Below are 17,714 nucleotides of genomic sequence, written 5' to 3'. Positions count from 1 at the left end.
CCTTCCAAACATTATTTTAACAGTCCCTTTTCCTTATAGTATTTTTCAGCTCCTGGATGAAGCGGAACGTTGATGCTGGCTGGATCCATCGCCTTCGTCGTATCGAAGTCCTTTAACGCGTCATGGGCGTTAACCAGCTTATCTTTGTTTTCCATAATGGTTTTGGTAATGTTGTAGGCGAGCTCCTCATTCAAGCCGAGTGTCGTCAGGATCATGCTTGAGAAGCCGATCGTCGGTACATCAGCCGTTTGGCCCTTGTAGGAATCCTTAGGCAAGGTTGCTGCCTGGTAACCCATTTTCTTGAATTTGTCTACGACGTCATTCTCCATCGGAATGAAAGCGATAGGAGTATGTACGGCAATTTCGCTGATCGTTGGATGGCCTTTAGGCATAACCAGAATGTGCAAATCGGCTTCACCGTTCTGGAACGCGGTTTGGATTACGTCATTGGAGGTCAGCTCCACTTTGCCGCCGAATTTCTTCACATTGTCATAAGTCAAGCCATAAGCTTCCAACACTTGTCTGGTGGCGAATTCCGCCAAGCTTCCCTTGGTGTTCGTGTATACGCGAACAGGCAGCTTCTTGTCGGCGATGTCCTTGATCGATTTCACGCCGTTCTTATCTACGAACGATTTGGAGGCTACCAGCCCCACATAATATTGGTCCATCGAGCCTACAAGAGCACGCAGGTCCTGTTGTTTATCCGTGTAGGCATTGGTACCCTCATAAGCCCATTTGCTTGTAATACTAAAGGATAACGCAATGTCCGCCTTTTTATCCTTCAGCATGGTCGCGTTGCCGACTCCGCCCGAGAACGGAAGCACGTCCAGGGTGGAATTTTTGAGCACCGGACGCATCATTTCCGCAATGGAAGCGCCATACACATACCATGCGCTGCCCTGCGTATTCGTCGCGAATTTAATATTGGCCGGAATCGTGCTGCTTGGCGCGTTGGAAGCCGGCTGCGCCGCCGGAGTTTTGGCTCCTCCACTGGTGCCGCATCCTGCCGTTGCAACTAACGCGAGACTCAACAAGCCTGCGGTCATAAACTTTTTGCTGAATAATTTCATTACTGCCCCTCCATCAAATGTATTGGTTTAGGCACTACATGCCTTCCCTACTTGGAATAATAACGAACTTCAAACGTTTTGCAGCCGTTAGGCGAAATCCATGGGCCATGCTTCATACCGGGAGGTCTGCATGCCACCATGCCTGCCGTAAACTCTTGATTCAAGCTCAAATCAATGATAGAGCCTTCAATAATGTAGAGCTCTTCCCAGAAATCGTGAACCTGAACGCCGTTCGGGGTCGTGTCCGTATTCGGTGCAAAAATAAGGATGCGCGTGGCCACTCCCGAATCCGGATCCTTGGCAATCACTCTTTCTGTCAGCCCTTCCACAGCACTAAAGGGCTTCTCTTCAAATTGACGGTAATCCGTAAATTCCAGTTCCGGCTTTGCCATCTGCCATACCTCCTCTCATCAAGCTCATTAGCGTTCCACATCAAGTTCTAGCTGTTTCACCCCCAGCCCAAAATAAGTCGGAATTTTCCAAATATTCGGTATTCTGTGTGGTGTATACATAATTTTTTTGGGAGGTCCTGACTGATCATGCCACCGTACCCGTTTATCCGATCGATTGTTTCGTTCTCTGAAGATGCTCAACCATGGTTTGAACGGCCGCCTCGGCGTTTCGCTGCTCCAATGTGGACAGGATCTTCCGATGCTCCTGAAGCACTTCTTGCATGCGGTTATTTCTTTTTATCGCCTTAAGACCGATCAATTGCGATAAGTTATGGAAGCTCAGCAGAATCTGCTCTATAAGCTCGAAGCCTGCCAAATGAATCAAAGTGCTGTGAAACTGCTGATCCAAGTGGATAAATGTAACTTCATCATTGTCTCTCATCGCCTTTTCCTGCTGATCGCAGCTGATTTTCAGTTGCTTGAGCTGCTGCTCCGTAATTGTCTCGGCGAGCTTCTTCATGACTTCGCTTTCAATAGATGCCCTGACGATAAAAATTTGCTCGATTTCCTTGTCGGTTACTTTCCGAATAGACATCCCTTTTCGCGGAATGGAGGTGATAAGCCCCTCCTTCATTAAATCCAGAAGCGCCTCGCGAACCGGGGTTCTCGATGTGTTCAAAGAGTCGGCCAGCTGTACCTCGGTGAAAACCTCTTTGGAGGAAATATATCCGTTGAGAATCACCTTTTTGATCTCGTTATAGACTCTTTCCTTCGTTGTCGTAGGTTTAACAATCGGGTTCATGTTAAATTTCAACTCAACAACTCCTCACACATCTGGTTGTTTCATCCAAATTTATCAATTACTGCATGTACACATCATACGTTAATGCCTAAAGGACGGTCAACCAGTTTTGCGTGGTTTTTTCCTATAAAACGACAAAGCAGGGAAGGGGACTACCAGTACAGATAGTCCGCTATCTTCCTCTTATGCTTGCCTTTCAGCAAAGCTGTCGACCGGCGCTAATTTATGTTTCTTCTTGCTGCTATACCTTGAACCGGCCGATCAGCTCCTGAAGCTCCTGCGCCATTTTGCTCAAATCGCCTGCGCTTGCCGTAATTTCTTCCATGGACGCCATTTGCTTCTGGGCAGCTGAGGAAACCTCCTGCGCCAGCCCGGTAGATTCCTTCGCTATGTTCGCGGACTCATCCAGGGAAGCAGATACCTCCTCCGTACCGGCTGCTATTTCCTGCGCGACGGCGGAAATTTCCTGCACCTGATCCGCCACCTCTTGGGCAGCCTTGTAGATCAGGTTGAAGGTTTCTCCCGCATCGGCCACGACCTGAATGCCGGTTTCCACTTCCTTGGCATTTTCATTCATAGCTTCAACCGCAAGAACCGTATCGTTGCGAACTTCCCGGATCAATTCGGTAATTTCGTTCGCGGATTGAGCCGATTGCTCGGCGAGCTTTCTGACTTCCTGTGCGACTACCGCAAAGCCCCGGCCCTGTTCCCCGGCACGCGCAGCTTCAATAGCAGCATTGAGGGCTAACAGGTTCGTTTGGGCGGAGATTTCCGTTATCAGCTTGATAATGTCGCCAATCTCCTGTGATTTCGCGTCCAGACGGTTAATAACCGCAGTACATTCCGTAACCTTGTCGTGAATATTGTCCATCTGATAGGAGATTTTCTCCACTTGTTCCTTCCCTTTTTCCGACTCCTCCGAGGTTTTTAACGCACTTTCGGCCATGACGGAAGTGCCTTGAGCGATACGCTGTACACCGGTAGCCATTTCTTCCATCGCACTGGCGCTTTGCATGGCTCCATGGGCCTGCACGTCCGCTCCCTCCGCTACCCTCTGTATCGATTGGGCTATCTGCTGGGAAGCGACGGAGTTCTGATCCGCACTGGCGGACAGCTCCTCGAAGGTGGCTGCAAGCTGCTCGGAATTCAGCGAGACTTGCCCGATCAAATTCCTCAAGTTCTCGGTCATGGTGTTAAAGTCCTCAGCCAGCTGTCCTACTTCATTGCGCGAACGGACCTGCAAATGCTGCTTCAGATCTCCCCGCGCCAGTTGGTTCATCGCTTGTCCTACTCTAACAATGCCTTGAGACATCGTTTGTCCCAGCAGCAAGGCGATGGCGATGCCAATAACCATGATGACGAAGGCAATCAGCAGCGTCCGGAGCCACATGCTGTCCAGAGACTCGGTAAATTCAGAATAAGGCGCCGTGACCACCAGCTTCCAGACGCTGTCCGGGATTTGACGTGCACCCACCAGATGCTTGGAGCCATCCTCTTGGATATAGCCGATAAACGGCTCCTGCATTTGCAAAAATTGCTCATAGCCGGCTTTCTGCTCGGGGGTCGCTGCCGTTTCCAGAATGTTCTCCGTCAGCACCTTGCTCGCATCCGGATGAGCCAAAATATCGCCTTTATCGTTAACCATGTAGGCATAACCGGTTTTGCCGAACTGAATGCGCTGAACGATGGCTGCGATTTGCTCGCGTCCGATGGCGCCCGTAATGACGCCGGTTACGGTACCATTAGCGTCACGGAGAGGAGCAGCGACGTTCATGATCATGCTGTTATCGGCCTTGGAAATCATCGGCTCGCTGATCAGCGTTTTCCCCGTTAACGCCTCCTTATAATAATCACGGGAGCTGATATCGAACTTGGCGCCGAGAGCCTTCTTCTCAATCTGCTGCCCCTGCCCCTGCGTATCAAAAAGCGAGAAGCGCAGGAAATCGGAGTTTCTCGATAAGTAACCCTGCAGCACGCCGACACGCTCGTCAAAGGAATTGCCTTTCACAAAAGCCGGCAGGCCGGTAATTCCATTCGCCTCCGCCGTCACTCTGTCGCGCCATTGTGTAATGAGCTGCGCGTTTAGCTCCAGCTGCTGGCTGACGTTCAATTCAATGTCCTGCTTGAGCATATCTGCAGACGACTTGTACATAAAGCCGCCGACGACGGCTACCGTTACAAAAATAATGGCAATAACGGCAAGCATGAGCTGCAGTTTGAAGCTTCTCCAGGTTTGACTCTGGAAAATGACTGACATTCGTTTGGTTTTCATAGTCCTCTCCCCAACTTTTAATAAAAAATGGCTATTCAAAATTGAATAGCCAAAATATACAAACATCCTCTGTTTTGGCAACCCGGCTATCATAGTTTCCTTATTCAGCATCGAAACCTTAGACCCGTGGCTTTGTGTCTCCATCTTTCGAATGGGTTTACCTTTTTGCTTATGAAATTGTCAAATACAGGAACGCAGTCTTGTCTCAACATCACCTCTAGCTGCCGTTGTACTAATACGCTTGCGAGCTTATGTAGGTCTTTGGATGCACGTAGGAGCAATGAAATATTTTACTTTTGTATACATAGTACATAATACTCAATACTACAGTCAATACATTTTTTGACAATCCATTTGTTCTTTCGACAAGAATGCCAGTAAATGTTTGGAAACTTGTCAAAAAAACATATGTGATTCCGTTCCTATAAATCCGCGCTAAAGAAGAAGCTGTCCTTGAAAAATCAGCTGACTATCGCTCTGAAGAACTGGACATACCTTCCTAATGAAACAAAAAAAACCGCTTGTTCAGCGGCTTTTAGTCATAAAAATAAGTTTATTTTCAATATTGTTCCAGAATAGGACTATATTATCCCATCCTCCTCGACCGCAAACTCAAAATCATCCAAATCATAAACCTGGACCTGAATCGCCGCCTCGATTACCTTTTCAATAAAATCCGGCTGATCCGTCAAAATCGGCACCTGCTCTTTTATGGATGTCAAAATCAGCTCCGTTTCGATCGGATCGAACGCTTCGCCAAACTCTTCGTTGTCGTAAGAGTTTACCATTGTTAACGTTACCGCATCATTGATCGGCATCGGTGGACTTTTGGCCCAAGGAACATTCACGGCGCGCTCCATTCTTTTCCGGTTCAACGGCTCCTCCAGCAGCCCGATCAGCTCGGCAATTTTCCCTCTTACATGCGCTTCATCTCTTGCATCCGGCATGATCGGCTCCTTGCTGTCCTTCAGCTCATACAGCTCCCGAATCGTGGTGTAAGGAACGAGGTATTCTACCGGTTGGCTCGGAACGAGCATTTCTCCATACACAGCAAGCATCACAGCCTCTATGACAAAGCTTTTGGGCATCGCTCCGTCCCCCTCTCTATCTGTAATGACTTTTCTTAGATTGTAACGCTCTAATATCCCATTATAGCATTAATGCAGCCTTAACACATCCGAACAAGGCCCTTCCATGCAAATAGGCCCGGCAATCCGGGCCATTGGCCTTCATTGCCGGGCTTTGCGTATACCGTCTTAAGTCAATACACGAGCAACGGACGGAAGCCATCAGCGGGCTTCGTTCTGCAGGATCCAGACCCCTTTGGACGGAAGCTCCGATAGGCCCGTATGCTCCTTTCCTTCCAACAGCTCCCAATATACCGCTTCGCCCAGATCAATTGCCGTTGAACGGTCGTTATGATTAAGCACGAAGGTAAACTGCCGGCCTTCTTTGCTTCGGCGGGTCACCTCAACGCCCTCCGGAGCCACAAGAAGCGGCTCAATTCCGTTCTCCTTGCAAAGACTGAACAGCAGATGGTCCATAAATTCGGCGTCCGGACTCGTTGCGACGTACCATGCCTCTCCCTGTCCGAACCGGTTACGGGTTAAAGCAGGCATGCCTTGATAAAAGTCCGAGCCGTACACGGCGAGCACCTCGGCCCCTTCGGCATGAATCAAATCGCACAGCAGCCTGCAGCTGTAAGAGCTTCCAGCTCCTAATTCCCCATAGCAAGCCTCCATCACGATAGAGTAGGATGCTTCCGGCGGCAGCGCATCGATTTCCTCCGCCCATAGGCCAAGCAACGAACGCAGCTCACCGGGATAACCGCCAAGCGTAACTAAGTCGTTCTCGTTCACAATGCCGCTGAAGAACGTCGTGACGAGCTTGCCGCCCTGCCGGACAAACTGCTCCAGCTTCCCGGCGATCCCCGGCTTCACCATATAGAGAAGCGGTGCCAGGACGATCTTGTACGAATCCAGCGGCGTATCCTCGCCGATCAAATCGACCTGGATGTTCCGGTCGAACAGAGCCTTGTAGTACTTCGAGAGCTCATCCAGATACTTGAGCTCCATGCTCGGCCCTGAGGACATCTCCACCGCCCACCAATTGTCCCAATCGAACAGGATTGCGACCTTGGATTCGATGCGCGAATCCAGCAGCGTGTCTCCTAACCGCTGCAGCTCCTCGCCAAGCTGCGCGCATTCGCGGAAAACGCGGGTATGCTCATGGCCCGCGTGCTCAATGACCGCGCCGTGATATTTCTCGCAGGCGCCGATCGAACGCCGCAGCTGGAAGAACATGACGGTGTCCGCACCGCGGGCCACCGCCTGGTAGCTCCACAAGCGCATGACGCCGGGACGCTTCAGGCTGTTGTAGGCCTGCCAGTTCTGCTGGCTCGGCGTCTGCTCCATCAGCATGAACGGGTCCCCGTTCTTCAGGCCCCGCATCAGATCATGCCTCATGGCCGTTACGCTGACCGGGGTGTCATAACGGGGATAATTGTCCCAGGATACGATATCCATCGATTTGGCCCATTTGAAATAGTCGAGCGTCTTGAAGGTGCCCATCAGGTTCGTCGTTACCTTGATATCGGGGGTAACGGCTTTAAGCTCCTCGTATTCCGCCCGGTAGCACTCCAGCAGCGCATCGCTGTTAAATCGGTTGTAATCGAGAGAGATTCCCTGGAATGTCGTCTTCCCGTCTCCTAGCTGCTCTGTCAGCACGCTGGGCAGCACAATCTCATCCCAGTCATGGAACGTATTCCCCCAGAAGCGCGTGTTCCATGCCTTATTGACCGCTTCCAGCGTACCGTAGCGCTTCTTCAGCCAGACGCGGAACGCCTTCTCGCATTGCTCGCAGTAGCAGCTGCCGCCGTACTCGTTGTTGACATGCCATACGGCTAGCGCCGGATGATGTCCGTACCGCTCCGCCATTTTACGCGCCATGAGGCGGGAAAAATGGCGGTAGGTCGGGCTGCTCGGACAAAAATTATGCCGCCCGCCGAATTTGCGCTTCTTGCCGTCCGACGTGACCCGCAGCACATCAGGGTACCGCTTCGCCATCCATGCCGGCACTGCAGCGGTGGATGTGGCAAGGCAAGCGTAGACGCCGTTCTGCGTCAGCTTATCCATCACTTCATCTAACCAGCCGAAGTCATAGGTGACTTCGTCGGGCTGCAGCAGAGCCCATGAGAACACGGCTACCGTCGCCACATCGATCCCTGCCAGCTTGAACAAACGCATGTCTTCATCCCAGATTTCCTTGGGCCATTGGTCCGGGTTATAATCCCCGCCATAAAATATTTTGGGCAGCTTCGAATGAATCATGATGAACTCTCCTTTTCTTTCATCCTGGGTGTATCTGCTGCTTCCCACCCTGCATCCGGAATCGATCCAGGCAGGATGTGTCGCGGATCAAGCATGGTCTTATCCCCTTGTTTCCATGCGGCTTCGCTCCCTATGGTTCATTTGCCAGGCAAATAGATAACGCTTTCAAAAGGAGAAAACAACCGTTCGGATGACCCGGAAGGTTTAGCGCATGAGGCTTGGGAAAGGATCACAGAAAAAACAGACCCGGCTCAAGCATCTCCTTGGTCCCCGAACTGCGGGGAGCTCCGGGATATCATGATATGAAACTAGTCGACCGGTCATCCCGTGGACGTATAAGACAGGTCCCTGCGATCATTTTTTATCATACCCAGTACGTTCGGACCTCAGCAATCGCAACATCTTAATCTGATAATACGATTTGAAACTAACCGCTTCCCCTTATACCGGACTTCCCTCTCCGCTCCCCTCTTTAAGCCTCGAACGGAACTCTTTGGGCGAGCAGGGATTATACCGCTTGAACATTTTATAAAATTGCGCCACATTCGGAATCCCGACCCTGCAGCCCACCTCTATAATGCTTAAATCCTGAGTCAGCAGCATGCATTCGGCCATCTTGATCCGTTTGAAATTCACGTAATCGAGGAAGGTTATGCCCATCACTTTCTTAAAATATTTCACGAAATAATGATAGCTCAGATTCAGCAGACTGCAGACATCATGCACCGTGATTTTCTCTCCGATGTGCGTATCGACGTAGTTCAGCACCGGCTTCAAGCGGATGATCTCGACATCCTCCGAGCCCTTGAGTGCGCCCTGTTTGTCGTAACGGACGAGCAGCAGCATGAGACTTCTGACCGCTATCGCAATCGCCATTTCATACCCCCGGCGCTTCTCCTGCATTTCCTCAAAAATATGCACAATCAGCCGATGCGCCTCCCTCCGGGCATCCGGATTGCTTGCGAAGATATAATTCAAATCGTCCAGCGGATTCGTAAGCTCGGAGAACCCATGCAGGAAAGGAAGCGTGCTTTGATCCAAATATTGGGTCAAATTCACTTGCAGCACCACATAGCGAAGCGGATCCGCACTTCTCTCGGACCTGTGCAGCTGAGATGCCCCGAGCAGAAAGACATCTCCTTCTTGTAAAGTCATTGCCGTATTTTTGGTATAAATATCCAGCTGCCCCTGCCTTACGGCCAAAAATTCGACCTCCTTATGATAATGCCAATCCCCGATATGTACGTTGCTGCGCTCCAGCTCCCATACCTTCAGGAACAGCAGCGGATTTTGATAAATCACCAGCTCATTTCTTGCCTCTGCCATCGCCCCGACAGGCTTAGCCATTCCTCTTCGCCTCCCGCACTTCTACCCTTAATAGAGCAAATTTGAATGTTATTCAACCCTTGTTTCTTAACATTTTATTAATATTAAAAAATCGTAAATGACAATTTTGAATAAAGAATGATTAAAAATTAGAATATCATTTTTCTTCCGCTGTTTCTATAATTTTACGTAATGGAATCGTTTTCAAATCAACCTAGGAGGTCTTCGAGCCATGATACAATGGAGTGGAAAACAAGGAGCTGCTGTACTCAGCCTCGTCTTATTGGCAGGAATGCTTTCCGCATGCGGAGGGAAGGAGACGGCAACCGGGAAAGACCAGCCGGCGGTGAAGGAGGAAAATAAAGATCCTGTAACGGTAACCTTCGGCATCCGTCCAAGCTACATGACCGATAATGAAATTCAGCGCTACATCATCGATCCCGTGAAAAAGAAATATCCGTACATCACCGTGGACATTGTCAAACTGGACGACAAGAACAATTCCTTCGAGAAGCTGCTCGTCGCCGGGGCTCTGCCCGATATTAACGTCACCAATTCGTTAACGCTGCAAGGAACGAAACTGCTCGGCATTCAAGAGGATATGACCGCCATCATCAAGGAAAACAACTACGATCTGAGCCGCTTCCAATCCGAGCTGCTCGATACGGTCAAGGCGAACAACCAGACGGATTATCTTGTCGGAATTCCTTACTATGTTCAATTCAATGCGCTTTATTATAACAAGGATATTTTCGATAAATTCGGGGTCCCCTATCCGAAGGACGGGATGACCTGGTACGAGGTTACGGAGCTGGCCAAGCAAATGACCCGAATGGATAACGGCGTGCAGTACCGGGGCTTGGAGCCGGATTCGGTCTACCGGCCTGCGTCCCAGCTGTCCCTGCCTCTTATCGATCCCAAATCCTATAAGTCGATTGTAAATACCGATCAATGGAAGACCGTGCTGGAAATGGTCAAGAACGTGTACAGCATCCCCGGCAACAACAAAGTGCAGCCGTTCAGCCCAGGGGTGAATGCGTTCGTCAAGGACCGCACCATCGCCATGCTGGCCGGCTTGAACAACCTTGGGAATTTGGCGGAGGTCAAGGACGTATGGAATAACTGGGACCTTGCTTCCTATCCGGTCTTTGCGGAAAGACCCGGCATCGGTACGCAGGCGGATATGCACATCATGCTCATGTCTCCTTCGTCCAAGGTGAAGGACGCCGCCTTCAAGGTTATGACGACGGTCGTCTCCGACGAGGTTCAGCTGGATATGTCCCATATGGGCAAGGGCTCCGTGCTGAAGGATAAGAAGTTCCAGGAGGAGTTCGGTAAGGATCTCGATTTCCTCAAAGGGAAAAATATTCAGGCCGTCTTCAAAACCAAGCCTGCCCCGGCCTTCCCGCCGACAGAATTTGCCAGCGAGGCGTTCAATCAGATTACCAATCTGATGAAGACGATCATGAAGGAGAACATGGATGTGAATACCGCTATGCGGCAGTACAACGAACAGATGGATAAATTTATCGAGCAGAACCGTAAGCCGTAGCTGAAAAGAAGGCATCCTCACTGCCGATCCCCAGTGAGCCATGACGGAAACTATCCGTATGAACGATACTATCCCATGAAGATGTCATCCCCGTCTGCTATGATGAAGATATCATAGAACGGGAGGAGGGCGTATCTTTTGAGGATTCAGCTAAAAGCCATAACGTCTGACAATTGGGAGCAGTGCGTCCGTCTGTCTGTACACCAAGACCAGGAGCGGTTCGTCGCTCCCAATGTGTACTCGATTCTTCAATCCAAATTCGAACCGGATAAAGAGCCTTTGGCCATTTATAACGAGAATACGATGGTGGGTTTGGTTATGTACGGCTGCGATCCTGAGGATGATTGCTACTGGATTGTTCGGCTGATGATCGATAAGAAGCATCAGGGAAAAGGGTACGGGAGAGCGGCTCTCCTTCGTGCCATCGAGCTTATTCGTTCCCTGCCTGACTGCAGTCCGGACATTAAAATATCCTATAACCCGGATAATACGGCGGCGGAGAAATTATACGAAAGCTTGGGCTTCCGCAAAACCGGTGAAGTGATCAGCCACGGTACGCATAAGGAGGTCGTCGCCAAGCTGGCGCTTGGTTGATCGAAGCCTTGTCTTAATGCAGTTATGCCCCGATTGGGTCAACAAGATGACCGCAATATCAAAAACCAGCTTATGCTCCCGTATGTGATGTTCGGGCATAGGCTGGTTTTTATGTTCAGCTTAGATCCTAGTAACGCGCAACGATCATTTTTTTGCGCGTGTAGAACTCGACTCCGTCCTTGCCGTTGGCATGCAGATCGCCGTAGAACGACTTCTTGTAGCCCGAGAACGGGAAGAAGGCCATAGGCGCCGGTACGCCTACATTGACACCCAGCATACCTGCGTCAATATTCTCGCGGTAATGGCGAATCGCTTTGGCGCTGTCCGTATAGATGCAGCCGCCGTTGGCGAATTCCGAGGCGTTGGCAAGCTCGATCGCCTCATCCAGTGTATCCACCCGTACGATGGATAGCACCGGTGCAAAAATCTCATCGGTCCAAATTTTCATTCCCTGCTTCACATGATCGAATATCGTCGGTCCGACGAAGTAGCCGCTGCCGCTTGCCTCCGGCACCTCGCGGCCGTCAAGAATCAGCTGCGCTCCTTCGCTGGCACCGGCTTCGATGTACTGAAGCGTACGGGCTTTGTGGGAATCACGGATCACCGGTCCCAGGAACACCCCGTCCTTCGAGCCATCGCCTATCGTGATGGCTTGAGCCGCTTCCGCGAGCCGCTTCACCAGCTCGTCAGCGACGCTGCCCACCGCTACGACGACGGAAGTCGCCATGCAGCGCTCGCCGGCGGAGCCGAAGGACGCGTTGATGATCTCTTTCACCGCGAGATCCAGATTGGCGTCCGGCATCACGATGGAATGGTTCTTGGCGCCGGCCAGAGCCTGTACCCGCTTGCCGTGAGCCGCCGCCGTCTTGTACACATACTCGGCGACAGGCTGGGAGCCGACGAAGGAGATGGCGCTGATGCTCTTGTGCTCGAGCAGGCCGTTCACCACATCGTGCGCTCCGTGCACGATGTTGAACACGCCGTCCGGCAGCCCGGCTTCGGTCAGCAGCTCGGCCAACCGGTTGGCCAAGAGCGGCGTCCGCTCCGACGGCTTCAGCACGAAGGTGTTGCCGCATGCAATAGCCAGCGGGAACATCCAGCAAGGGACCATCATCGGGAAGTTGAACGGCGTGATGCCGCCTACGACTCCGATCGGATAACGGTGCATATTCGATTCGAGACCGGTCGCAATATCAGGCAAGGTGCTGCCCATCATCAAGGTCGGAGCGCCTGCGGCGAACTCGACGCATTCAATGCCGCGCTGTACTTCGCCATACGCTTCGCTGTAGCTTTTGCCATTTTCCTTGGTAACCAGCTCAGCGAGGGATCTCCAGTTTTCTACCAGCAGCTGCTGGTACTTGAACAAAATGCGTGCGCGTCTCGGAACGGCCACATGCCGCCATTCCTTGAAGGCTTCGGCTGCAGCAGCGACCGCCGCATCGACATCCTGCCGGGTCGACAAAGGAACCGTCGCCAGCACCTCGCCTGTAGCCGGATTCGGCACCGCCTCGTATTGGGAGGAGGCCGATTCGACCCACCGGCCGCCGATAAAATTTTTCAGAGCGGGAACCGCTGCTGTTTGTGTTGGTTGTGTCATCGCGTATCGTCTCCTTATTAGAACCCCAGAATGGAAAATTTGTGGGCCGCCGCTTCCTGAACGGCTGCCATAGGTCGTCCGAACAAGCTGATCCGGTCAAACGCCTTCGGCTTCTGCTCCATCTCATCGCGCAAGGTGTTGCCGAAAGCCATCCGCAGCGCCGTGCCGATATTGATCTTGGCTACTCGGGTCGATGCCAGTCTGCGCAGCTGATCGTCGGGGACTCCGCTGGAGCCGTGAATGACGAGCGGAATGCTGACCCTGCTCTGAATGCGTCCCAGCAGGTCAAAGTCGATGCTGGCTCCCTGCGTCTCCATCCGATGGACGGTCCCTACGGAGACCGCCACCGCGTCGATCCCGGTTTCGCGAACGAATTGTTCGACTTCGTCCGGATCGGACAGCTGGTGCTTCATCGCGATGGACGGATCGCTATAGCCGACGGAGCCGATCTCCGCTTCGACGGAAATGCCCCTCTCATGGGCATAATCCGCGATTTCCTTCGTCCTGCGTATGTTTTCCTCGAGCGGCAGCTGGGAGCCGTCGTACATCACGGAGCTGAAGCCGTGCTCGATCGCACCGGAGCAAGCCTGCAAATCTTTGCCGTGGTCCAGATGCACGCACACCGGTACCGATGCGCTCTTGGCCGCCTGCAGCATAAGCGGAGCCAGGTATGCGAGCGGCATATGCTGAATGGCCGGAATGTTGGCCGCCAGAATGACCGGGGCTTTCTTCTCCTCGGCGGCTCTGATGACCGGAATGATGTCCTCGTATCCGAATATATTGAATGCCGGAACCGCATAATCCCTCTCCGCGGCTTCATCGGCGATTTGTTTCAAGGTAACTAGCATGAATGGGTCTCTCCCTTCCTATCCCTGGCGCGTTTTATGAATTCGTATGTTTATCGATGACGGCTTGAATTTCCTCTGCCGTCGGCATCGCATCCGAGCAGCTGTGGCTCGAAACGACGATGGAAGCGGAGGCCGCGCCGAACTGCTGGCTGCGTGCAATGTCCCATCCGTTCATAAGCCCGTAGATAAACGCTCCCGCGAACGAATCTCCTGCGCCGAAGGTCTTGACGACATTGGCCGGGAAGGTCGTTCCCGTGAAGCTTTGCCCGTCCTTGGTGAACGCGACCGAACCGTCTCCGCCGTGCTTGACCAGCACGATCTTCGCATGATGGGCAAACCAGCGGTTCGCCGTCGCGGTATCGTCCTTTTGCAGCGGACCGTACGGAGCCTCCAGCAGATCGAATTCTTCTCTGCCGCCCAGGATCACATCACTCTTTTCTGCGACCAGACTGCAATAGATCCCCGTTTCCTCGCGGGATTTCCATGTATAAGGGCGGTAATCGATATCGAAGAAGACGACGACATTATGCTTGCGGGCGAGCTCAACCGCCTTGAACACCGCTTCCCGTGAAGGGCTTGCAGCAAGCGCCGTGCCGGAAATCATGATCGCCTTGGCGTTCTTGATATACTCCTCCCGTACATCGTTCGGCTCCAGCTTCAAATCTGCCACGTTATCGCGGTACATCTGGATACTGCAATCCGTCGGCGATTTGATCTCTGTGAAGGCAAGACCCGTAACGGTCCCGGACTTATCCGTAATGACGCTGGAGGTGTCAATTCCCCGCTGCTCCAGATAGCTCGTAATGAAGCGTCCATGCTGATCATCCGATACTCTGCCGATGAACCCTGCCTTCTTGCCCAGACGAGCAATAGCAATCGTGATGTTAGCAGGCGAACCTCCGACATATTTGGTAAAGGTACGCGTCTCTTCCATCGGACGGTGAATTTCATTCGCGTTCAAATCAATGCACAGACGGCCCAGGCCGATAAAATCCATCGGACGGCTCTCATCAAATGTAATCAGGCTCATATTGGTCCTCCTCGGTAGGGTTTGTTATTTCGTCCATTCCTTAAAGATCCATTCGTGATCAGGATCGTTCTTGAACTTCCACGTCCGGACCGGACCGGCCATAACGTTCAAGTAATACAAGTCGTACCCGGGCGGAGCCGATACCGGATGGTACCCCCGCGGGACAAGTACCGCATCCCCGTTACTTACGGCCAGAGTCTCATTGAGTGAACGGTCGTCCGTATAGACTCTTTGGATGGCAAAGCCATGCTCCGGCTGGATTTTATGATAATAGGTCTCTTCCAAATAAGATTGCTCAGGCAAGCGCTCTTCGTCATGCTTATGCGGCGGATAGCTCGACCAATGGCCGTTAGGCGTTAGCACCTCGACGACGAGCAGGCTGTCCGCCGGTTCGTTCTCCGGTAAAATCTGATGAATTCGCCGCTCGGCATTCCCTTTGCCGCGAATCTCCACCTCGATCTGTGACGGGGTGATCAAGCGCGCCTCGTACGTTCCTTTGCCCGGGGCACGGCATACCGCCAATTCCAGACCCGTCAGCGCTTCTACCTCATAACGGTCACCGGACGGAACATAGACCGCATAGGGCGGAATTTGCTCGAACACGCTCATCCTTTCCCCTATCTGCTCCCAGCTCTGCTCTGCCGTAGCCACATTGGCCTTGCCTCCGATCAGCACAAGGCATACTTCCTCTTCGCCTGTCTCGTGCTGCAGCCGCTGTCCCGCCTCCAGACGGTATACCTCAAAGCCGACGAATTTCCATCCTGCCGAATGAGGCGTTATGCTTAATACGCACCCGTCTTCGCGTGGCGCTGCAGCGCTGCTGACAATCAGCTCGCTTTTGGACATTTCCGCTCCTCCTTTTTCAGCCGACTCCGACTTCGATCTCGCTCAGCTTCACGGGGCGTCCCTCAAGCAGGGACACTTTGGCCGCGTAGGCAATTTTCTCCGCCTGGAATGCGTCGTTGCCGTCTACCGGCACCGGATTTCCATTCAGAATGCAATCGATGAACTGGCGCGTTTCTTCGATATAGGCATCGTGGTACCGCTCCAGGAAAAAATATTTCGGGTTATCCCGAATCACTCCGTTAGCCGTACTGATCTCCGCCGTGTTCGGATGATCGTTCTGCACTCCGATGCTGCCTTCCGAGCCGAATACCTCTACGCGCTGATCGTATCCATAGACCGCTTTGCGGCTGTTATCGATAACGCCGAGCGCTCCGTTCGCGAATTTCAGGCTGATGATTGCCGTATCGATATCACCTAATTCGCCGATTACCGGGTCTACGAGAACCGCCCCTTGGGCGTATACCTCCGTCACCTCGCTGCCGGACAAGTATCTGGCCATATCAAAATCATGTATCGCCATATCCATGAACAGCCCGCCTGATACTTTGATATATTCATGGTTTGGCGGCGCCGGGTCACGGGACGTAATTTTGATCAGATGCGGCTCTCCTATACGTCCTGCCTTCACCAGCTCGCGCACTCTATTGAAGTTATGATCAAAGCGGCGGTTGAAGCCCGTTTGGAGAACGACTCCCGCCGACTTTACCTCCTCTAATGCAGCAGCCGTTTGGCGATAATCCAGGCTGATGGGCTTTTCGCAGAAAATATGCTTGCCTGCCCGCGCCGCTTCTGTAATAAAAGGAACATGCGTATTGGTAGAGGAGCAAATGAACACGGCGTCGATATCCGGGTCCTCTATAATATCCTTGTAATTGCCCGTTACGTTAGGTATGCCTAACCCGGCGGCCCACTCTTTAAGCTCGTCGGTTAAGTACACGTCTGATATGGTACGAATGTCGGCACGGCCGTTGCGTGTCAGATGCTCTGCATGCAGCCTTCCGATTCTCCCCGCTCCGATAATGCCGATTGATAATTTATCCATAGTATGACCTCACTGTCGCTCATATGGGTTAAGCGCTTTATCTTAGTATAAGTGCGTGCTGACCGCCTACTGGAATCGTCTGTACGGTCTTCTTTTTGAAATCTGAACTTGATCTCTCGACAGGCTAGCTGCCGGTAATTTCACTTAAGTAAGCCTTTGCTTTTTGCGCATATTCCACCGGATCGGCGATGGACGGGTCCTGCTCCGCTTCAATGATCATCCAGCCCTCATACCCGCGGGCCTTCAGCTCGTTAAAGATCGGCTGGAAGTCGATGCAGCCGTCTCCAGGGACGGTGAAGATGCCTTTGCGCACCGCTTCTCTGAACCGAATTCCCTCTTGGCGCTTCCAGTCCAGCACCTCCTGCCGGATGTCCTTCAGATGAATATATCGGATACGGTCATAATAGGTTTGCAAAATGTGCAGCGGATCGCTGCCTCCGAAGTAGGCGTGCCCGGTATCATAGAGCATGTGCACCAGCTCGGGATCGGTGGACTCCATCAATCGGGCGATTTCATCCCCGCTCTCAACCACGGTCTCTCCATGGTAATGATAGACCAGCTGCATGCCGTTGTCCCTGCAGTAGCGGCCGGCTTCATTCAAGCCTTCCGCCATATGCTTCCACTGCTCGTCGGTTAATGGCTCGATGTGCACCGAATTGTTCTCCAGATTCTCGAACGCATTGCCTGTTTCGCAGGTCACCACATAGCGGCAGCCCATCGCTTTCAAAAAGTCGGCATGCTCGCGAAACGCCTGGAGCTCCTCCTCCCTGCGCTCCGGCTGGCTGAAGTGGACGCTTTTCCACTGCGAGGTCAATACCATGCCGTGGCGGTCCAGCAGCTGCTTCAGCTGTTCCGTATCGCGAGGGAATTTACGGCAAAATTCCGTTCCTTCAAAGCCCAGACGGGACATATCCCCGAGCACCTGCTCGGCGGTATAATGATCGCCCAGCTCCATAATGTCCTCATTGACCCAATTGATCGCCGAGATTCCATACTTTACTTTCATGGGGAGTC

The 17,714-nt window shown here is 52.3% G+C and carries 15 protein-coding genes and 1 riboswitch; of the genes, 2 read left to right on the top strand and 13 right to left on the bottom strand.

Annotated elements, in window-relative coordinates; translation table 11 throughout:
* Positions 1-11: 11 nt before the first annotated feature.
* The 7 genes from B1728_RS20800 to B1728_RS20770 all read right to left on the bottom strand — a co-directional run bounded on the left by B1728_RS20800 (position 12) and on the right by B1728_RS20770 (position 9,212).
* Positions 12-1,070: a TAXI family TRAP transporter solute-binding subunit gene (locus tag B1728_RS20800; RefSeq protein ID WP_079912328.1), complete on the bottom strand. Its 1,059-nt coding sequence runs from the start codon at positions 1,068-1,070 to the stop codon at positions 12-14.
* Between the two features lie 47 nt (positions 1,071-1,117).
* Positions 1,118-1,462: a cupin domain-containing protein gene (locus B1728_RS20795; protein ID WP_079912327.1), complete on the bottom strand. Its 345-nt coding sequence runs from the start codon at positions 1,460-1,462 to the stop codon at positions 1,118-1,120.
* 163 nt (positions 1,463-1,625) lie between these two features.
* Entirely contained in the window at positions 1,626-2,276 is a 651-nt protein-coding gene (locus tag B1728_RS20790) for a GntR family transcriptional regulator (RefSeq protein WP_079912326.1), read from the bottom strand.
* 229 nt (positions 2,277-2,505) lie between these two features.
* Positions 2,506-4,536 (bottom strand): methyl-accepting chemotaxis protein, encoded by a 2,031-nt coding sequence (locus B1728_RS20785; protein WP_179136118.1) that lies wholly within the window; start codon positions 4,534-4,536, stop codon positions 2,506-2,508.
* A 73-nt stretch (positions 4,537-4,609) separates the two neighbouring features.
* Positions 4,610-4,708: riboswitch (cyclic di-GMP riboswitch) on the bottom strand.
* 409 nt (positions 4,709-5,117) lie between these two features.
* Entirely contained in the window at positions 5,118-5,624 is a 507-nt protein-coding gene (locus B1728_RS20780) for an ADP-heptose synthase (RefSeq protein WP_079912324.1), read from the bottom strand.
* Positions 5,625-5,825: 201 nt separating this feature from the next.
* A complete protein-coding gene (locus B1728_RS20775) occupies positions 5,826-7,865 on the bottom strand; it encodes a beta-galactosidase (RefSeq protein ID WP_079912323.1) in 2,040 nt (679 codons plus the stop codon).
* 441 nt (positions 7,866-8,306) lie between these two features.
* Positions 8,307-9,212, bottom strand: a complete 906-nt coding sequence (locus B1728_RS20770; protein ID WP_079912322.1) for an AraC family transcriptional regulator — start codon at positions 9,210-9,212, stop codon at positions 8,307-8,309.
* 211 nt (positions 9,213-9,423) lie between these two features.
* On the opposite strand from B1728_RS20770, the gene B1728_RS20765 reads away from it, so the two are divergent.
* Positions 9,424-10,743, top strand: coding sequence for an ABC transporter substrate-binding protein (locus B1728_RS20765; protein WP_079912321.1), 1,320 nt, complete (start codon positions 9,424-9,426; stop codon positions 10,741-10,743).
* A gap of 138 nt (positions 10,744-10,881) precedes the next feature.
* Positions 10,882-11,337, top strand: a complete 456-nt coding sequence (locus B1728_RS20760) for a GNAT family N-acetyltransferase (protein ID WP_079912320.1) — start codon at positions 10,882-10,884, stop codon at positions 11,335-11,337.
* 127 nt (positions 11,338-11,464) lie between these two features.
* Here B1728_RS20760 and B1728_RS20755 read toward each other — a convergent pair whose 3' ends face one another.
* The 6 genes from B1728_RS20755 to iolE form a co-directional block, all read right to left on the bottom strand.
* Positions 11,465-12,934, bottom strand: coding sequence for a CoA-acylating methylmalonate-semialdehyde dehydrogenase (locus tag B1728_RS20755; protein ID WP_079912319.1), 1,470 nt, complete (start codon positions 12,932-12,934; stop codon positions 11,465-11,467).
* A gap of 17 nt (positions 12,935-12,951) precedes the next feature.
* A complete protein-coding gene (locus B1728_RS20750; protein WP_079912318.1) occupies positions 12,952-13,782 on the bottom strand; it encodes a class II fructose-bisphosphate aldolase in 831 nt (276 codons plus the stop codon).
* 34 nt (positions 13,783-13,816) lie between these two features.
* Positions 13,817-14,812, bottom strand: a complete 996-nt coding sequence (iolC, locus tag B1728_RS20745; RefSeq protein ID WP_079912317.1) for a 5-dehydro-2-deoxygluconokinase — start codon at positions 14,810-14,812, stop codon at positions 13,817-13,819.
* A 24-nt stretch (positions 14,813-14,836) separates the two neighbouring features.
* Complete coding sequence (iolB, locus tag B1728_RS20740) at positions 14,837-15,658, bottom strand: 5-deoxy-glucuronate isomerase (protein WP_079912316.1); 822 nt, start codon at positions 15,656-15,658, stop codon at positions 14,837-14,839.
* Positions 15,659-15,674: 16 nt separating this feature from the next.
* Entirely contained in the window at positions 15,675-16,700 is a 1,026-nt protein-coding gene (gene iolG / locus B1728_RS20735; protein ID WP_079912315.1) for an inositol 2-dehydrogenase, read from the bottom strand.
* A 124-nt stretch (positions 16,701-16,824) separates the two neighbouring features.
* The gene (iolE, locus tag B1728_RS20730; RefSeq protein WP_079912314.1) at positions 16,825-17,706 is read right to left on the bottom strand and encodes a myo-inosose-2 dehydratase; all 882 of its coding nucleotides are present in this window, start codon (positions 17,704-17,706) and stop codon (positions 16,825-16,827) included.
* Between the last annotated feature and the right edge of the window lie 8 nt (positions 17,707-17,714).

The sequence above is a fragment of the Paenibacillus sp. 32352 genome (assembly GCF_002042965.1).
In the GTDB taxonomy this organism is placed as follows: domain Bacteria; phylum Bacillota; class Bacilli; order Paenibacillales; family NBRC-103111; genus Paenibacillus_S; species Paenibacillus_S vulneris.
This window is presented reverse-complemented; position numbering and strand designations above follow the sequence as displayed.

What these genes read in the sequence shown, in the direction of transcription:
- B1728_RS20780 (WP_079912324.1), bottom strand. Translation starts at nt 5,624, where the DNA reads ATGCCCAAAAGCTTTGTCATAGAGGCTGTGATGCTTGCTGTGTATGGA.
- B1728_RS20750 (WP_079912318.1), bottom strand. Translation starts at nt 13,782, where the DNA reads ATGCTAGTTACCTTGAAACAAATCGCCGATGAAGCCGCGGAGAGGGAT.
- iolE (WP_079912314.1), bottom strand. Translation starts at nt 17,706, where the DNA reads ATGAAAGTAAAGTATGGAATCTCGGCGATCAATTGGGTCAATGAGGAC.
- B1728_RS20795 (WP_079912327.1), bottom strand. Translation starts at nt 1,462, where the DNA reads ATGGCAAAGCCGGAACTGGAATTTACGGATTACCGTCAATTTGAAGAG.
- B1728_RS20775 (WP_079912323.1), bottom strand. Translation starts at nt 7,865, where the DNA reads ATGATTCATTCGAAGCTGCCCAAAATATTTTATGGCGGGGATTATAAC.
- B1728_RS20770 (WP_079912322.1), bottom strand. Translation starts at nt 9,212, where the DNA reads ATGGCTAAGCCTGTCGGGGCGATGGCAGAGGCAAGAAATGAGCTGGTG.
- B1728_RS20800 (WP_079912328.1), bottom strand. Translation starts at nt 1,070, where the DNA reads ATGAAATTATTCAGCAAAAAGTTTATGACCGCAGGCTTGTTGAGTCTC.
- iolC (WP_079912317.1), bottom strand. Translation starts at nt 14,812, where the DNA reads ATGAGCCTGATTACATTTGATGAGAGCCGTCCGATGGATTTTATCGGC.
- B1728_RS20765 (WP_079912321.1), top strand. Translation starts at nt 9,424, where the DNA reads ATGATACAATGGAGTGGAAAACAAGGAGCTGCTGTACTCAGCCTCGTC.
- iolB (WP_079912316.1), bottom strand. Translation starts at nt 15,658, where the DNA reads ATGTCCAAAAGCGAGCTGATTGTCAGCAGCGCTGCAGCGCCACGCGAA.
- iolG (WP_079912315.1), bottom strand. Translation starts at nt 16,700, where the DNA reads ATGGATAAATTATCAATCGGCATTATCGGAGCGGGGAGAATCGGAAGG.
- B1728_RS20785 (WP_179136118.1), bottom strand. Translation starts at nt 4,536, where the DNA reads ATGAAAACCAAACGAATGTCAGTCATTTTCCAGAGTCAAACCTGGAGA.
- B1728_RS20755 (WP_079912319.1), bottom strand. Translation starts at nt 12,934, where the DNA reads ATGACACAACCAACACAAACAGCAGCGGTTCCCGCTCTGAAAAATTTT.